The 14,356-nt window shown below is 68.1% G+C and carries 12 protein-coding genes; 5 read left to right on the top strand and 7 right to left on the bottom strand.

Annotated elements, in window-relative coordinates; translation table 11 throughout:
* The first annotated feature begins 15 nt into the window (after positions 1-15).
* A complete protein-coding gene (locus tag ACN469_RS03005) occupies positions 16-555 on the top strand; it encodes a transposase family protein (protein WP_498764285.1) in 540 nt (179 codons plus the stop codon).
* On the opposite strand, the gene ACN469_RS03000 is transcribed toward ACN469_RS03005, so the two are convergent.
* Entirely contained in the window at positions 474-995 is a 522-nt protein-coding gene (locus ACN469_RS03000) for a hypothetical protein (RefSeq protein WP_498764295.1), read from the bottom strand. The genes ACN469_RS03005 and ACN469_RS03000 overlap by 82 nt on opposite strands.
* A gap of 148 nt (positions 996-1,143) precedes the next feature.
* On the opposite strand from ACN469_RS03000, the gene ACN469_RS02995 reads away from it, so the two are divergent.
* Complete coding sequence (locus tag ACN469_RS02995; protein WP_498763950.1) at positions 1,144-1,629, top strand: hypothetical protein; 486 nt, start codon at positions 1,144-1,146, stop codon at positions 1,627-1,629.
* A gap of 32 nt (positions 1,630-1,661) precedes the next feature.
* Here the strand turns inward: ACN469_RS02995 and ACN469_RS02990 are convergent, their stop codons facing one another.
* Together ACN469_RS02990 and ACN469_RS02985 are read right to left on the bottom strand one after the other, a co-directional pair.
* Entirely contained in the window at positions 1,662-2,957 is a 1,296-nt protein-coding gene (locus ACN469_RS02990) for a TerB family tellurite resistance protein (RefSeq protein ID WP_498763948.1), read from the bottom strand.
* Positions 2,958-3,212: 255 nt separating this feature from the next.
* Positions 3,213-4,043 (bottom strand): metal-dependent hydrolase, encoded by an 831-nt coding sequence (locus ACN469_RS02985; RefSeq protein ID WP_498763946.1) that lies wholly within the window; start codon positions 4,041-4,043, stop codon positions 3,213-3,215.
* Between the two features lie 235 nt (positions 4,044-4,278).
* On the opposite strand from ACN469_RS02985, the gene ACN469_RS02980 reads away from it, so the two are divergent.
* The 3 genes from ACN469_RS02980 (at position 4,279) to ACN469_RS02970 (ending at position 7,663) form a co-directional block, all read left to right on the top strand.
* Positions 4,279-6,135, top strand: a complete 1,857-nt coding sequence (locus ACN469_RS02980; RefSeq protein ID WP_498763944.1) for an HSP90 family protein — start codon at positions 4,279-4,281, stop codon at positions 6,133-6,135.
* Positions 6,135-7,253 carry a hypothetical protein gene (locus ACN469_RS02975; protein WP_498763942.1) on the top strand — a complete coding sequence of 373 codons (1,119 nt, stop codon included), beginning with the start codon at positions 6,135-6,137 and terminating at the stop codon, positions 7,251-7,253. Before ACN469_RS02980 ends, ACN469_RS02975 begins: the two co-directional genes overlap by 1 nt.
* A 104-nt stretch (positions 7,254-7,357) precedes the next feature.
* On the top strand, positions 7,358-7,663 hold the full coding sequence (locus ACN469_RS02970; protein WP_498763940.1) for a hypothetical protein: 306 nt from the start codon (positions 7,358-7,360) through the stop codon (positions 7,661-7,663).
* 116 nt (positions 7,664-7,779) lie between these two features.
* Here the strand turns inward: ACN469_RS02970 and ACN469_RS02965 are convergent, their stop codons facing one another.
* The 4 genes from ACN469_RS02965 to recA form a co-directional block, all read right to left on the bottom strand.
* Positions 7,780-10,173 (bottom strand): Tex family protein, encoded by a 2,394-nt coding sequence (locus ACN469_RS02965; RefSeq protein ID WP_498763938.1) that lies wholly within the window; start codon positions 10,171-10,173, stop codon positions 7,780-7,782.
* A gap of 45 nt (positions 10,174-10,218) precedes the next feature.
* The gene (locus ACN469_RS02960) at positions 10,219-10,752 is read right to left on the bottom strand and encodes a GNAT family N-acetyltransferase (RefSeq protein ID WP_498763936.1); all 534 of its coding nucleotides are present in this window, start codon (positions 10,750-10,752) and stop codon (positions 10,219-10,221) included.
* 111 nt (positions 10,753-10,863) lie between these two features.
* The gene (locus ACN469_RS02955) at positions 10,864-13,023 is read right to left on the bottom strand and encodes an alkaline phosphatase D family protein (RefSeq protein WP_498763934.1); all 2,160 of its coding nucleotides are present in this window, start codon (positions 13,021-13,023) and stop codon (positions 10,864-10,866) included.
* Positions 13,024-13,261: 238 nt separating this feature from the next.
* Entirely contained in the window at positions 13,262-14,353 is a 1,092-nt protein-coding gene (gene recA, locus ACN469_RS02950) for a recombinase RecA (protein WP_498763932.1), read from the bottom strand.
* Between the last annotated feature and the right edge of the window lie 3 nt (positions 14,354-14,356).

The raw sequence follows: 14,356 nt of genomic DNA, 5'->3' as shown, positions 1-14,356 counted from the left end.
GTCCTCGGGGTGCGCATGGATGGCACTGGAGCACGATACCCCTCCTGCCAGACACCCAGTACCGCAGTGCACGGTAGCTACGTCCAACGCCCGTCAGATCTGCCCGCCGCAGGGCGCGTCGTGCAACTCGAGCTGCGTCTGCGGCGCTTCTGCTGTCGAAACCCGGAATTCTCCCGCCGCACGTTCGCGGAGCGGCCGGTGCGCCTGCTGGCCGCTCATGCTCGACGGACACGGCGGCTGGCCACCGTGCAGTGCGCCGCTGCATCATTCACGTTGACAGGTTCTGCACCTCGGCCGGCAGTTCGCGGGGATCAAGGGCTGGTAGCATCAGTGGGACTGCGAAAAGTAAAAGTAGCGACCGCTGTAAAACTCCCGCGCTCCATCGCGCGACACGAGCATGGTCTGGCCCGCGCTTCGCCTCGCACGGACATGGTTTGTGCCACCACAACGGATCACGAACGCGAGGAAGAGGGCTACACCCCAGGCACGCGAATCGGCATGGACCGCGAATGGAATTGGCTCTCCCGTATCCTTGTCGGGAACGGACGAACGTAGCCACACTGCACCACCATAGATTCCAATCTCTCCGACAACATCCTCGGTGACATCGCGCTCCAGCCAAGTACGGAGCATGTCCGTGAGTGGCCCCAACGCATAGGTTCCCTTCTGAAGGGAGCCACCCCCTCGCCTCTCCGCATCATTCCGGAATGGATGCCGCTTCGCGTGCGCCAGGAGTTTTTGACTTCGCTGTCATCGCCTGAGGAAAGATCTCGCTGAGCCCAGTACGCCACATAGGCCGTACGCTGCTCGTCGGACAACTCGGTAGAGTCGAGGTCAATCTCTCGTTCGGGCTCGGCGGCGAATTTGGCCAAAGAAAACGTCGCTTGTTTCCCAGCCTTGTCGAACGTCACGTTGCCGCCCTTGTCCAGGCCGGGCTCGGCAAGGAGCAAGAGGTCGATGCCGTCCTTGAGCTTGACGACGAAAGCCAGTTCCATCACGACATCCTCCTCTCCAACCACCATCACTTGGAGCATCCTGAGCGTCACCCGGTCTCAAGCGGTGAACGCACCACGTGGATGCTCACTATGGCACCCTGCCTGACGGGAGGCACTGGGTGCAGTTGATGAATCGGATTGATGAGCCATGGCCGAAATAACGGATATCGCAACACAGGTTCGGCAGCACTGGCTGGAGCGGTACCTCGACGTCCAGCCAGTTGTGATGAAGGAACTCGTGGACGCCTGGCGATCACTTCCTGGCGTCCTTCCGGAAGAATACGAGGCGTTCCTCCGCACCGCCGGGCTTCCAACGGATGCTGATTCCCTGGGGTTTCGTTTCTGGCTGCCCAGGGAGCTTCGTGCGACCGCCGATGTGCTGCGGGACGCCGGGTACGGCTGCAACGCCACGGAGGCGTCGGTCATCTTCGCCGACTACCTTCATGAGTCGTGGTGGTACGCGCTGTGGGTGTCAGGGCCTTGGAAGGGATACGTGTCCCTCGTCCTGGGCACCAAGAGTGGCGACGATCCCCGGTTTCCGCTGGGGACCCTGGAGGAGTTCCTGCTGGGGTACATCAAGGACGACGATGACGTTCTCTGTCCGAAAAGGCCGGGGATGAACGAGCGCGGCTGACGTGGAGGCGAGGCCCACGTCTTGCTCTGTCCCTACCCCGCCTCGCGCTCCGGCCCGTAGTCCTCCGCGTCGTCCGAGAGAGGCACAGGCGCCTCGTCCTGGAACGAGCTGGGCAGCAGGCTGAACGGCAACACCTTGGCGAGCGCGGCCAGGAGCAAAAATCCCCCAGGCGCCGCGAAGATGGCGAGCGCTGGAATCGCCTTGGCCACGTCGATGAGCTGCGCGCGCATCCGGTGCCGCTCGTCCTCCGTGAGCTTCTGCCGCCGCGCCAGCTTCGTCACCAGCACCGCCAGGTCGCCCGTCTCGCGGACCTCCTGCATCAGCCGGTAGAAGTTCTTCTCCAGCGTCTCCTGCATGCCGGCGACCATGTCGTCGCCCATCGCGCTCGCCGCATCCCTCACGGTGAACACGTCGACGATGGAGCGGTGGCGCGCGTAGAACTCCGCCATCTCCAGCTCCAGCCGCCGCAGCTCCTCCTTCGGCACATGCAGCGCGTCCGCCAGCTCGTCGATGAAGGCCCGCTCGCGCCGCGTCCGCCGCCCATCCACCAGCGCCGCCAGCAGCGTCTGCTCCAGCAGGAAGTGCCGCATGTCCACGCTGCGCACCTGGCGCACCACGTCCCGCACGGAGCGCCGTCGCTCGAAGGACTGCTTCACCGCCGCCTTCAGCTCGGACGCCATCGCCGCGGGCAGCTTCAAGTCCTCCACCTGCTTGAGGATGGCCCGCCGCGCGGGCGTGCTCGGCTGCCGGTCCACACACGCCAGCCCCGTCAGCACGTCCACCAGCAGCGCCTTCTGCTTCGCCGCGAAGTCCGAGCGCCGCCGCACCTGCTCCTTCAACAACCGCCCGCTGGCGAAGTAGTCGATGGCCTGCCGGCAGAACAACTGCGCATCCGCGTACTGCGCGCCGTTGTGCAGCACCAGCCCGTACACCGGGTCTCCGGCCAGCGTGGGCTCGCGCTTGCGCAGCGCCACCTCCACCTTCGCCACCTGCCGCCTCGTCACCGGCTTGCCCGCCGCGAGCTGCTCGGCCAGCGTCGACGCCAGCTCCAGCTCCCCGGACAGCACCGAGAAGAGCACCAGGAGCTGCTCACCCCGAGGCCCGGCCGGCGCCCCCACGTGCCGCGCCAGCTCCAGCGCCAACATCGCCAGCGTCCGCAGCACCGCGTGGAAGAGCTGTTCCTCCATCGCCCGGGCCTGGAACTCCGTGTCCGGCCCCGCATCCAGGGGCGCGGGAGGGTCCGCCGGAGTGCCGTACAAGAGCCCGCTGGCGCGAAGGGTGCGCCGCAGGTACGCCCGGGCCCGAGCGCGACCCGAGCCCAGGTGCAAGGCAGTCTCCTCCGAAGCAGGCGTGCCCATATGGGCCGCCACCGCTTCATTGAGGAGCGGAGTGAGCCACCCCGCCTTGCTGAAATCCAACACCGGAACACCCCCGGACCCGCCCCATGACGGTCCGGCGGATGTAACCCACCCGCCTCCGGGATTCCACCCACCCCACGGAGGATTGACCGCCCGGAGTCAGCGGCGGCAGAACCGGGACTTCTACGCCCCCGGAAGAGTGCCGCCCCCGACGGTAGGCCCGACCTACAGCGCCGTGGACTTCCCGGGCTCCAGGTCCACGACTTTCGCCGCGCCGCGCAGCTTCTTCAGCTCGCCCTTGAGCGCGTCCGGGTTGCCCTGCAGCAGCGGGAAGGTGCCGTAGTGCATGGGGACAATCGTCTGCGCCTTCAACAGCCGCGCCGCCTGCGCCGCCTCCGCGGGGCCCATGGTGAAGTGCCCGCCAATGGGCAGCATCGCCACGGTGGGCTTGAACTGGGTGGCGATGACCTCCATGCCCGCGAAGGGCCCGGTGTCACCCGCGTGGTACAGGGTGGGACCCTTCTCGACTTGAATCACGTACCCGAGCGGCGCGCCCGCGTACTGCGACGGGCCCTTGGGGTCCGCCTGGTAGCTGCTGGAGTGCACCGCCTCCACCAGATGGATGGTGGCGTCCTTCACCTGGAACGTCCCGCCCGCGTTGGCGCCCACCGCCTGCGCCTCCGGCAGACCCAGCAGGTTGACCAGCTCGAAGGAGCCGAACACCTTCGCGCCCGTCTTCTGCGCCAGCGCCTTCGTCTCGCCGACATGGTCGAAGTGGCCGTGGGTGACGAGGATGGCGTCCAGCGCCTCCGGCTGCGCGGCGTCCTTGGGCGCCTTGGGGTTGGTGAGCCACGGGTCGATGGCAATCACCGCGCCGCCCGGGGTGCGGATGATGAAGGCCGCGTGGCCCCACCACGTCACCTCCGTCTTGCCCTTGGCCGCGGCCGGAGCCTTCGTTGCCTCCGCCTTCTTCGGCGCGGCGGCGTCCTGCGCCTGGGCCTCCGCCGCGAACGTCAACAGCGCACCCACAGCGACTGCCACGAGCTCGTTCCGCATGGTTGGTTGTCCTCTCTCGGGTTCAAAGAATCACGACGTGAGGCCGGGGTGCCCTCACGGCACGCCCCAGCCGAGCCGCCGCTTGGCACTGTCCGGGCGGCCATTCAAGGGCCTGTGTGTATCGCCTGCCCCGAGGACAACAGATGCCCCGGCGGGCGAGGCGCCGCAATCTCGAAAAACCCCACGAGGTTCCTTCCCCGCCCGGGCCATCCCGTGGGCTAACGTCGGGACAGCCGTGGACCACCGATTCCAAGTCAGCCTCCGCGGGGTCATCGACCTCCTGTCCCACCACCTCTACAGCTCCCCGGGTGTCTACCTCCGAGAGCTGCTCCAGAACGCCACCGACGCCATCCGCGCCCGGCAGCACCTGGAACCGGAACACAAAGGCACCGTCCGCCTGGAGCTGGTGGAGAAACAGGACGGCGGGCCTCCCACCCTCGTCTTCAGCGATGACGGCGTCGGACTGACGGAAGAAGAAATCCACCGCTTCCTGGCCACCATCGGCGAGTCCTCCAAGCGCGAGGCGCTGGAAGACCGGCGCAAGGACTTCATCGGCCAGTTCGGCATCGGCCTCCTGTCCTGCTTCATGGTGTGCGACGAGCTGCTCCTGGTGACGCGCTCGGCGCGCGGAGACGGACGCACGCTGGAGTGGCGCGGCCGGCACGACGGCACGTACGCCGTGCAGGTGTCCGAGCACCCGCTGGAGCGCCCGGGCACCCAGGTGTTCCTCGTGGCCCGCGCGGACATGGTGGAGTGGTTCGCCCCGGAGCGGCTGCGGCAGCTCGGTCGTCACTACGGCGGGCTACTGCCCTTCCCCATCCAGCTCACCGTGGGCGCGGAGCAGGAGCGGCTGGACCTGGATGGTCCGCCCTGGCGCCGCGACTACGAGAGCGCCGGTGAGCGACGCAAGGCCATGCTGGAGTACGGGCGCGAGGTCTTCGAGACGGACTTCATCGACTGCATCCCGCTGCGCTCGCAGGCGGGAGACGTGGACGGCGTGGCCTTCGTGCTGCCGGCGTCGCCCCACTTCAACGCCAAGCAGAAGCACCGCGTGTACCTGAAACACATGCTCTTGTCGGAGAGCGCGGAGAACCTGCTGCCGGAGTGGGCGTTCTTCGTGAAGTGCGTGGTGAACGCCAACGCGCTGCGCCCCACCGCCAGCCGCGAGTCCTTCTACGAGGACGGCGCGCTCGCCCAGGCCCGCGAGGCGCTGGGCCACGGGCTGCGCAAGTACCTGGTGGACCTGGCGCACGAGGACCCTCGCGCCTTGCAGCGGCTGATTGGCCTGCACGGCTTGAGCATCAAGGCCCTGGCGCTGGACGACGACGACTTCTACCGGCTCGTCATCGGTTGGCTGCCGTTCGAGACGTCGCTGGGGGTGACGACGCTGGCGGATTACCGGCGCGCGTACCCGGTGGTGCGCTTCACCGCGACGCTGGACGGGTTTCGTCAGGTGGCGCGCGTGGCGGGGGCGCAGGGGCTGTGCATCATCAACGCGGCGTACACGCACGACGCGGCGCTGTTGGAGAAGCTGCCGCACGTGGTGGAGGGCGCGCAGGTGGAGCCCTTCTCCGCGGCGGACCTGCCGCAGAGCTTCGAGGAGCTGTCGATGGACGAGCGCGACGCGGTCTTCCCGCTGTTGCGCACGGCCGAGCAGGTGCTGGCCCCGTTCCACTGCGGCGTGGTGGTGAAGAAGTTCTTCCCCGCGGAGGTGCCCACGCTCTACAGCGCGGACGAGGAGGGCTCCTTCCGACGTGACGCCGAGCGCGCGCGCGACGAGTCCGACGACCTCTACGCCAGCGTGCTGGAGGGCGTCATGGCGGCGGCGGGCGGCGAGCCGGCGCAGCTGTGCTTCAACCTGCACAACCCGGTGGTGCGGCGGCTGGCGGCGGTGACGGACCGGAACATGATGAAGCTGTCGGTGGAGATGCTCTACGTGCAGGCGCTGCTCCTGGGTCAGCACCCGCTGAACGCGCAGGAGATGACGCTGCTCAACCAGGGGCTGCTGGGGCTCATCTCCGCGCAGCTCGGCACGGGGGGCACGGGCGGCGGCGAGGGTGACGGCGGCGTGGGCTCGGGAGGGCTGCACTGATGGCCGGGGACTGGCGCGAGGAGGCCCAGGCGCTGTGGGACCGCGCGGGCCGGCAGAAGTCGAGCGAGAGCAAGGTGAAGCTCCTGGAAGAGGCGGTGCGGATGGCCGACTCCCACGGCGACGTGGACCTGGGCTATCAGCTCCGCGACGACCTCATCGACGCGGCGACCTTCGGGGGCTATCCGGACAAGGCGCTGGTGGCCTTCGCGTGGTGCCGGGGCCAGCAGAAGAAGGACCCGGAGCGCTTCGAGCCGGAGGGCCTGCTCTGGAAGCAGAAGTGGGTGGTGGGGCGCATCAAGGAGTTCCCCCACATCTCGCGCAAACAAATCACCGACGCGCTGGACGACATCGAGCAGTGCTTCACCAAGGTGGATGCCGGGAAGCGCTCGGCGCTGAAGCTGCGCTACCAGACGACGCGGGACATGGGCGACGACGCGGCGGAGGTGGACCGGCTGTGGGCCGCCTGGCTCGCGGCGCCCCGGGACCACCTGACGGACTGCCGCGCGTGCGAGCTGGACGACGAGCTGGACCACCACGTCGAGAAGGGCGAGTGGGAGCAGGCGCTGCGCAAGGCGAAGCCCATCCTGGACGGGCGGGTGAGGTGCGCGGAGATTCCGCACCTGACGCTGGGCACGCTCCTGTATCCGCTGTTCAAGCTGGGCGAGCTGGAGCGGGCGGCGGAGATGCATCGCCGGGGCTACAGCCTGACGTCGAAGAACCGCGACTTCCTGGCGACGATGGGTGACCACATCGAGTTCCTCGCGCTGACGGGGAACCTGGCGCGGGGGCTGGCGCTGCTGGAGAAGCACCTGGAGTGGACGCTGGACCACGGGAGCTTCAACGACCGCTTCGTCTTCCTCGTGGCGGCCACGTTCCTGCTGGAGCGCGTCAAGGCCGCAGGAGACCGGGACGTGGTGAGCCTGCGGCTGACCCAGGCGTTCCCCGAGCACCGCGCCGACGGCGGCTACGACGTGAAGGCGCTGCACGCGTGGATGCTCAAGCAGGCCAAGGACATCGCCACGCGCTTCGACACACGCAACGGCACGGACCGCTACGCGCGGCGGCTCGCGCGAATCCAACGGCTCGCTGAAGAAGTGCGCGAGTTCCCGCTCGATTGACGCAAGGCGCGACACGCGCCCTCGCCATACCCGTGGAGGGCTTGTGATTTCATTCCAACCGCTCTCACATGCCGGCCTTCTCTCGTAGCCCGACAGGAGTGCCCATGCGTCTCGCAAGGCGATTCACCCTGGCAGTGCTCACCCTGGCTGTTTCCGCGTGCGGTGGAATGGAAGGGGAAACACCGGAGGCCGCCGAGGAGACCGAGAACTCCGTCAGCGCGTCAGCGATGTGCACCACCTACAGCACCCGCGCCACTTGCATGGCGGACTGTGATGACAACCTCAGCCGTTGGTATCCCGTCGGAGATGCGTCGAGCATCGACTACTGGGACTGCGCCCCCGAGGCTCAAGCCTACTGTCGCGCCCGTGGCTTCAGTGGGGCCCTGGCCTCTTGCTGGGGCAAATACTAGCGCGGTGATACGGCCTGCCTCCGCGCTGTCGGCACCTCGCGACAGTCGAGCGCAGGCTCCGTTCGGCGACACACACCCCGCCACCGTTCGGGCGGGGTGTGCCGCGCGGACAGCGCTCAGCGCTTGAGGTTCTTGAACGGGTTGTTGAACGGCTCCGGGCCCTTCTTGTCCTTGTCGCCACCGCCCGAGCCCGGCCGCTGTCCACCGGACTGGGAGCCCGCGCCCTGCCCGCCTGAAGCGCTCTTGCCGCCACCACCCGCCGGACCCGAGGGGCGTGCGCCGCCTCCGCCCCGGTCCGTCATCCGCCCCGCGCCCGACGCGCCACCCACGGCGGGTCGGCCCGAAGGCTGCGGCGCCCCGCCCTCCTGCACCGCGCGCACCGACAGCGCCAATCGCTTGCGCTGCAAGTCCACGGTGAGCACGCGCACCGTCAGCCGGTCGCCGACCTTCACCACCTCGGAGGGGTCCTTCACGAACTTCGTCGAAATCTGCGACACGTGCACGAGGCCATCCTGGTGCACGCCCACGTCGACGAAGGCGCCGAACGCGGTGACGTTCGTCACCACGCCCTGGAGCACCATGCCCTCCTTCACGTCCTCCAGCGTGCGCAGGTCATCGCGCATCACCGGCGCGGAGAAGTCGCCGCGAGGGTCCCGGCTCGGCTTCTCCAGCTCCGCGAGGATGTCCTTCAGCGTCATCTCGCCCAGGTCCGGGCCCAGGTAGCGCTTGGGGTCAATCTGGCGCACCAGCGTCGCGTTCCCCACGAGCGAGCCCACCTCCACGCCCAAGTCCTTCGCCATGCGCTCCACCACCGCATAGCGCTCCGGGTGCACCGCGCTCGAGTCCAGCGGCTCCGGCCCGCGCACGCGCAGGAAGCCCGCCGCCTGCTCGAACGTCTTGGGCCCCAGTCCGCTCACCTTCAGCAGCTCGCGACGCGTGGTGAAGCGCCCCTTCGAGGCCCTGTGCGCCACCAGCTTCTTCGCCAGCGACGGCCCCACGCCTGACACGTGCTCCAGCAACTGCGGTGACGCGGTGTTCACATCCACGCCCACCGCGTTCACACACGAGTCGACGACTTCGCCCAGCTTCTTCTTCAAGAGCCCCTGGTCCACGTCGTGCTGGTACTGCCCGACGCCGATGCTCTTCGGGTCGATCTTCACCAGCTCCGCCAGCGGGTCCTGCAAGCGCCGACCGATGGACACCGCGCCGCGCAGGGTGACGTCCAGGTCAGGGAACTCGTCACGGGCCACCTCGGACGCCGAGTAGATGGACGCGCCCTGCTCGCTCACCGACACCACCGGCACCTGCGAGCCCAGGGCCTTGAGCGTGTCGCGCACGAAGGTCTCCGCCTCGCGGCTGCCCGTCCCGTTGCCTACGGCAATGAGCTCCGGCTTGTGCTTCTGCACCACGGCGGACAACAGCTTCGCCGCGCGGACACGTTCGTCGGCGCTGCGCTCCGAGTAGAGCGTCACCGTCTCCGCCACGCTGCCCGTGTTGTCCAGCATGGCCAGCTTGATGCCCGTGCGCAGGCCCGGGTCCAACGCGAGCACCGCGCGAGCCCCCGCGGGCGCCGTGAGCAGCAGGTGCCGCAGGTTCTCCCCGAAGACGCCGATGGCGCCCTTGTCCGCGCGCTCCTTCAGCTCCGCGCGCAGCTCCGACTCCAGCGACGGCCCCAGCAGCCGCTCCCAGCTGTCATCCACCGCGGCGCGCAGCTCCGAGGCGAAGAGGGACTGAGGCCTCGTCACCACGCGCCCGCCGAGCAGCGTCTTCACCTCGTCATCCGGCATGTTGAGCTTCACCTTCAACACGCCCTCCTCCTCACCGCGCAAGAGCGCCAGCACGCGGTGCGACGGGGCTTGGGACAGGGGCTCCTCGTGGCCGTAGTAGTTCTCGAACTTGGTGGGCTCGTTCTTCTTCGCGGGCACCACGTCCGAGCGCAGCGTGCCCCGCTTCGCGCACACCTCGCGCGTCGAGCGGCGCAGGCCGGCGTCCTCGCTCACCCGCTCCGCGCAGATGTCGCGCGCGCCCGCCAGCGCCGCCGCCAGATCTGGAACTTCCTTCTCCGCGTTGATGAAGGGACGCACCTTCGAGTCCGCGTCCTCGCCCCGCTTCCCCTCCTGCTTCCACAGGAGGTCCGCCAGGGGCTCCAGCCCGCGCTCTCGCGCAATCGCCGCGCGCGTGCGGCGCTTGGGCTTGTACGGCAGGTACAGGTCTTCCAGCTCGGTGCGCGTCTTCGCGGCCTTGAGCGCCTTCGCCAGCTCCGGCGTCAGCTTCCCCTGCTCCTCGACGGAGCGGAGAATCGTGTCGCGGCGCGAGTCCAGCTCGGTGCGCTCGGAGGCCTTGTCGAGGATGGTCTGGATTTGAACTTCATCCAGGCCTCCTGTGACTTCCTTGCGATAGCGCGCGATGAAGGGAACGGTGGACCCCTCGGCGTTCAGCGCCAGGGTGCGGTCCACCTGCTCGGGCCGGAGGCCCAGCTCCTGCGACAACTCAGCGGCGTAGGCGTGCATGACGCCACTTCTATAACCCGGTCCCCACGCGGCTCCCAGCGCACGTCACCCGCGCTGTCGAGACTCCCACTCAGAGCGCAACAATCCCCAATATTGCTGGTCCTTGCGCTCCCCCCGCAGCAGGGAGTGCCCGCGCATCGTCCCCTCCATCGTGAAGCCCAGCTTGCGCGCCACGCCCTGGGAGCCCTGGTTCTCCGACAGCGTCGTCAGCCACACCCGCTGCAGGAAGGGCAGGCTGAAGAGGCGCTCCAGCATCATCCCCACCGCCCGCGAGCCCAACCCGCGCCCGTGGTACGCCTCCGACATCATGTAGCCTAGCTGCGCCCGGCCATGCTCCCGCGACACGTCCCGCGCGGACACCGTGCCCACCCACGCGTCCCCGTAGCGCACGAACCAGCGAAACCCCTTCGCCCGAGGCTCCTCCAGCGAGCTGGCCTCCAGGATGCGCTTCACCAACGTCTCCGACGAGTCCTCCTCGGTGTCCACGTAGCGCCGCGCGGCGGCTTCCGCACGGAGCGATATCCAGTAGTCCACATGCTCGGGCCGGGCGGGAACGAGGCGGAGGTCGGAGGCACTCATGGCCCGCGCACGATAGGACGGCAACACGAAGGGCCGCCACCGGAGCATCAGCCATGCTCCCGGCGCGGCCCTCGTCACTCCCCTCGCGTGGCGAGGGGGCGTGTCACGGCATCAGAGCTTCGTAATCGTCCCGTTCTCGATGCGGAAGTCGACGCGGGTGAACTTCGCCGCCAGCTCACCGTCCGCGCGCGACGCGTAGTTCTTCGCCACCTCGGAGCTCGGGATGAGGTGGTAGGACGCGAGCGCCTGCGAGCCCTTCAGCTCCATCACCACGAAGCCGTGCGCGTCGCCATTCACGTAGCGCATGCCCGGGTTGGAGGCCATCAGCGACTCGTTCAGCTCGGTGACGACGTACTTGTAGATGGGGCTGTTCGGAGCGTAGCCCGCGCCGATGACGGCCAGGCCCGCCAGCTCCTTGATGGAGCCGGAGGTAATCGCGGGCGCCGTCAGCGTGGGCACCCCTGACTCCTCCGACGCGAAGGACGCGTGGATGTCGCCGGAGATGAACATCGCGTTCTTCACCTGGTTGTCCCGGACGAACTTCAGCAGCTCCTGCTTCTTCGTGGGGAAGCCGTCCCACTGATCCACGCTGAAGTAGAACGCCTGCCGCAGCGTCGCCTCGCCGATGTCCGTCTTCGCCGTCAGGTCGAACACCATGGACGTCATCGACACGGAGCTGACAACAATCTTCCAGGTGTTGGTCGCCTGCAGCTGCGTCTGGAGCCACGCCTGCTGCGCCTGACCGAGCACGTCCTCCGTGGCGCCCCGCGAGCCCGCGTAGGTGAGCGCCGCGAACAAGTCGTAGATGGGCTTCACCACGATGTAGCGCGAGCCCTGGATGCCGAACAGGCCCGCCTTGCCCATGTGCACGTAGGCCAGGCCCCGAGGCGCGCCCGCCGCGGAGAGCAGCGGAATCGCCGGCTGCTGCGCCGCCACGCGCCCGGCGTTCACCGCCGCCAACACCTGGTTGACGTAGAAGAGCGACTGCCCGCCCTTCACCCAGACCCCGACCTTCTCCGTGGCCTCCGCCTGGGTGAGGCCCGCGCCCATCGCCTGCTGCACGTACGCGCCCTGCAGCACCGCCTTCTGCACGGCGTTCTCCGCCGCGTCGATGTCCACGTAGGCGAACGTCTCCGACTGGAGCAGCGCCTGCACCGGCGCGGGCAGACCCGGGAGCACCGCGCCCAGCACCTGCGCGGACACCGCCACCCGACCCGGGTACGCGTCCTCGGGGATGAGGTGGTCCGGACGGAAGGTGCGGTAGTCGGCCACCGCCAGCTTCAGCGCCTTGCCGAACTCGAAGTCACGGTAGACGAGCGTGTTCGGGTACACCGGCGCCGCCGCCGGGTCCATGGCGCCCTCCGCCGAGTTCCCGTTGTCCAGCGGGATGTACTCGAAGAAGGCCCGCTCCGAGTTCTGCTTGCGCTCCAGTTGCAGCTCCGGGGCGCGCCCATCCAGGTACGTGGCGTTGGCGCCCCAGCTGTCGTCGGAGAACTCGTGGTCGTCCCAGATGACGATGAACGGGTAGCGCTCGTGGACCTTCTGGATGACCTTGTCCGTGCGCAGCGTCTTGTAGAGGTCGCGGTAGTTGGACAGCGAGTTGGCCGCGAAGAACGCCGTCAGCCCCGTGCCCACCTTCAGCGCCTTCTCCGGCTCGCTGAACAACACCGCCCGGGTGTCGCCGCCCGACTGGAACGACGGGTCACCCGTCGTCTCGTAGACGTAGTCACCGAGGAACACGACGAAGTCCAGGTCCTCGTCGAGCTGCAAGAGCCGCTGCCACGCGTTGTAGTAACGGCCGATGTAGTCCTGGCAGCTGGCGAAGGCGAACTTCACCGCCACGTCGTCCCCGGCCGCCGGCGCCGTGCGGGTGCGCCCCGTCGCCGTCGTGTACTTCTGCCCGCCCGTCTCCAGGGTGAAGCGGTAGTAGTACGTCGTGCGCGACGACAGGTTCGTCACCTTCACCTTCAGCGCATGGTCATTGGCCGCCAGCGCCGTGAAGCTCCGGTCCAGGAACAGGCTGCCGAAGGTCTCGCTCGTCGACACCTCCAACCGCACCGTCGCATCCGCGCCCGCGTTGTCGGGGTTCACCGCGCGCACCCACAACACCACGCTGTCCGGACGCGGATCTCCCGAGCAGATGGACTGGGGGAAGTACTTCGAACCGTCACTGGACGGCGTGTCGTTGTCGTCGGAACAGCCGAATGAGGTGCTTGCCGCGACGGCGACCACGGCCTGCAAGAAGCTGCGACGCTTCAATCTGTCGAACAAGGCGGGACTCCCGAAATGGGGGCGCGGGTGAAGGACCCGCGCGCGAGAGTCTACGGCCCCCATCCATCACTCCGGAAACATCCCCGCCACGCATCTGACACAACGCACCGTGTCAGCACCTGGCGCCGTAGCCGACTCACGCCGCGCGCATGAAACACGAAGGGGCTGCCCTCGGTTGGAGAGGACAGCCCCGCACGACGTGTCGAGAGGCAGCTCGCGAGGAGCCGCCATCACCGACTCACTTCACGGCCTTCACGCGCTGGCGCTTCTCGGTGGCGGCCTCGGCGGGAGCCTCCTCCGCGGCGGGAGCGGCGGCACCACCCGCGCCCTTCGCGATGCCGTACTTCTCCAGCACGCGCGCTTCGATCTCCTTCGCCACCTCCGGGTGCTCCCGGAGGTAGTCCTTCGCGTTCTCACGGCCCTGGCCGATGCGCTCTCCGTTGAAGGAGAACCAGCTGCCGCTCTTCTCCACGATGTTGTCGTTGGAGGCCAGGTCGATGAGGTCGCCCTCACGGGAGATGCCCGTGCCGTACATGATGTCGAACTCGACTTCCTTGAACGGAGGGGCCACCTTGTTCTTCACGACCTTCACGCGGGTGCGGCTGCCCACCACGTTGTCGCCGTTCTTGATGGCGCCGATGCGACGGATGTCCAGGCGCTGCGACGCGTAGAACTTCAGCGCGTTGCCGCCCGTCGTCGTCTCCGGGTTGCCGAACATCACGCCAATCTTCATGCGAATCTGGTTGATGAAGATGACGCACGTCTGGCTCTTCGCGATGGTGCCCGTGAGCTTGCGCAGCGCCTGGCTCATCAGACGGGCCTGCAAGCCCATGTGCGAGTCACCCATCTCGCCCTCGAGCTCCGCCTTGGGAACGAGCGCGGCCACCGAGTCCACCACCAGCACGTCGATGGCGCCCGAGCGCACCAGCATCTCCGCGATTTCCAGCGCCTGCTCACCGGTGTCCGGCTGGCTCAGGAGCAGGTCATCGGTGCGCACGCCCAGCTTGCGCGAATAGCCGACATCCAGCGCGTGCTCCGCGTCCACGTACCCGCAGATGCCGCCGCGCTTCTGCGCCTCCGCGACGATGTGGAGGCACAGCGTCGTCTTGCCGGAGGACTCCGGTCCGAAAATCTCGATGATGCGGCCCTTCGGCACGCCGCCCACGCCCAGGGCGATGTCCAAGGAGATCGAGCCCGTCGAGATGGCCTGGACGTCGCGAATCATGGGCTCTTCGTTGCCGAGCCGCATGATTGAACCCTTGCCGAACTGGCGCTCCACCGCGGACATCGCCAGCTCGATCGCCTTTTCCTTCTCCTGATTCACGGACATTTC

It is taken from the genome of Corallococcus terminator (assembly GCF_049194865.1).
Lineage (GTDB): Bacteria > Myxococcota > Myxococcia > Myxococcales > Myxococcaceae > Myxococcus > Myxococcus terminator_A.
The sequence above is the reverse complement of the archived record's forward strand: the minus strand, read 5'-3'. Positions and strand labels throughout refer to the sequence as shown.

Excerpts from the sequence above, each read along its gene's own strand:
- ACN469_RS02965 (WP_498763938.1), bottom strand. The coding sequence starts at position 10,173 with ATGCACGCCTACGCCGCTGAGTTGTCGCAGGAGCTGGGCCTCCGGCCC.
- ACN469_RS03005 (WP_498764285.1), top strand. The coding sequence starts at position 16 with ATGGATGGCACTGGAGCACGATACCCCTCCTGCCAGACACCCAGTACC.
- ACN469_RS03000 (WP_498764295.1), bottom strand. The coding sequence starts at position 995 with ATGGAACTGGCTTTCGTCGTCAAGCTCAAGGACGGCATCGACCTCTTG.
- ACN469_RS02970 (WP_498763940.1), top strand. The coding sequence starts at position 7,358 with ATGCGTCTCGCAAGGCGATTCACCCTGGCAGTGCTCACCCTGGCTGTT.
- ACN469_RS02960 (WP_498763936.1), bottom strand. The coding sequence starts at position 10,752 with ATGAGTGCCTCCGACCTCCGCCTCGTTCCCGCCCGGCCCGAGCATGTG.
- ACN469_RS02995 (WP_498763950.1), top strand. The coding sequence starts at position 1,144 with ATGGCCGAAATAACGGATATCGCAACACAGGTTCGGCAGCACTGGCTG.
- ACN469_RS02975 (WP_498763942.1), top strand. The coding sequence starts at position 6,135 with ATGGCCGGGGACTGGCGCGAGGAGGCCCAGGCGCTGTGGGACCGCGCG.
- recA (WP_498763932.1), bottom strand. The coding sequence starts at position 14,353 with ATGTCCGTGAATCAGGAGAAGGAAAAGGCGATCGAGCTGGCGATGTCC.
- ACN469_RS02985 (WP_498763946.1), bottom strand. The coding sequence starts at position 4,043 with ATGCGGAACGAGCTCGTGGCAGTCGCTGTGGGTGCGCTGTTGACGTTC.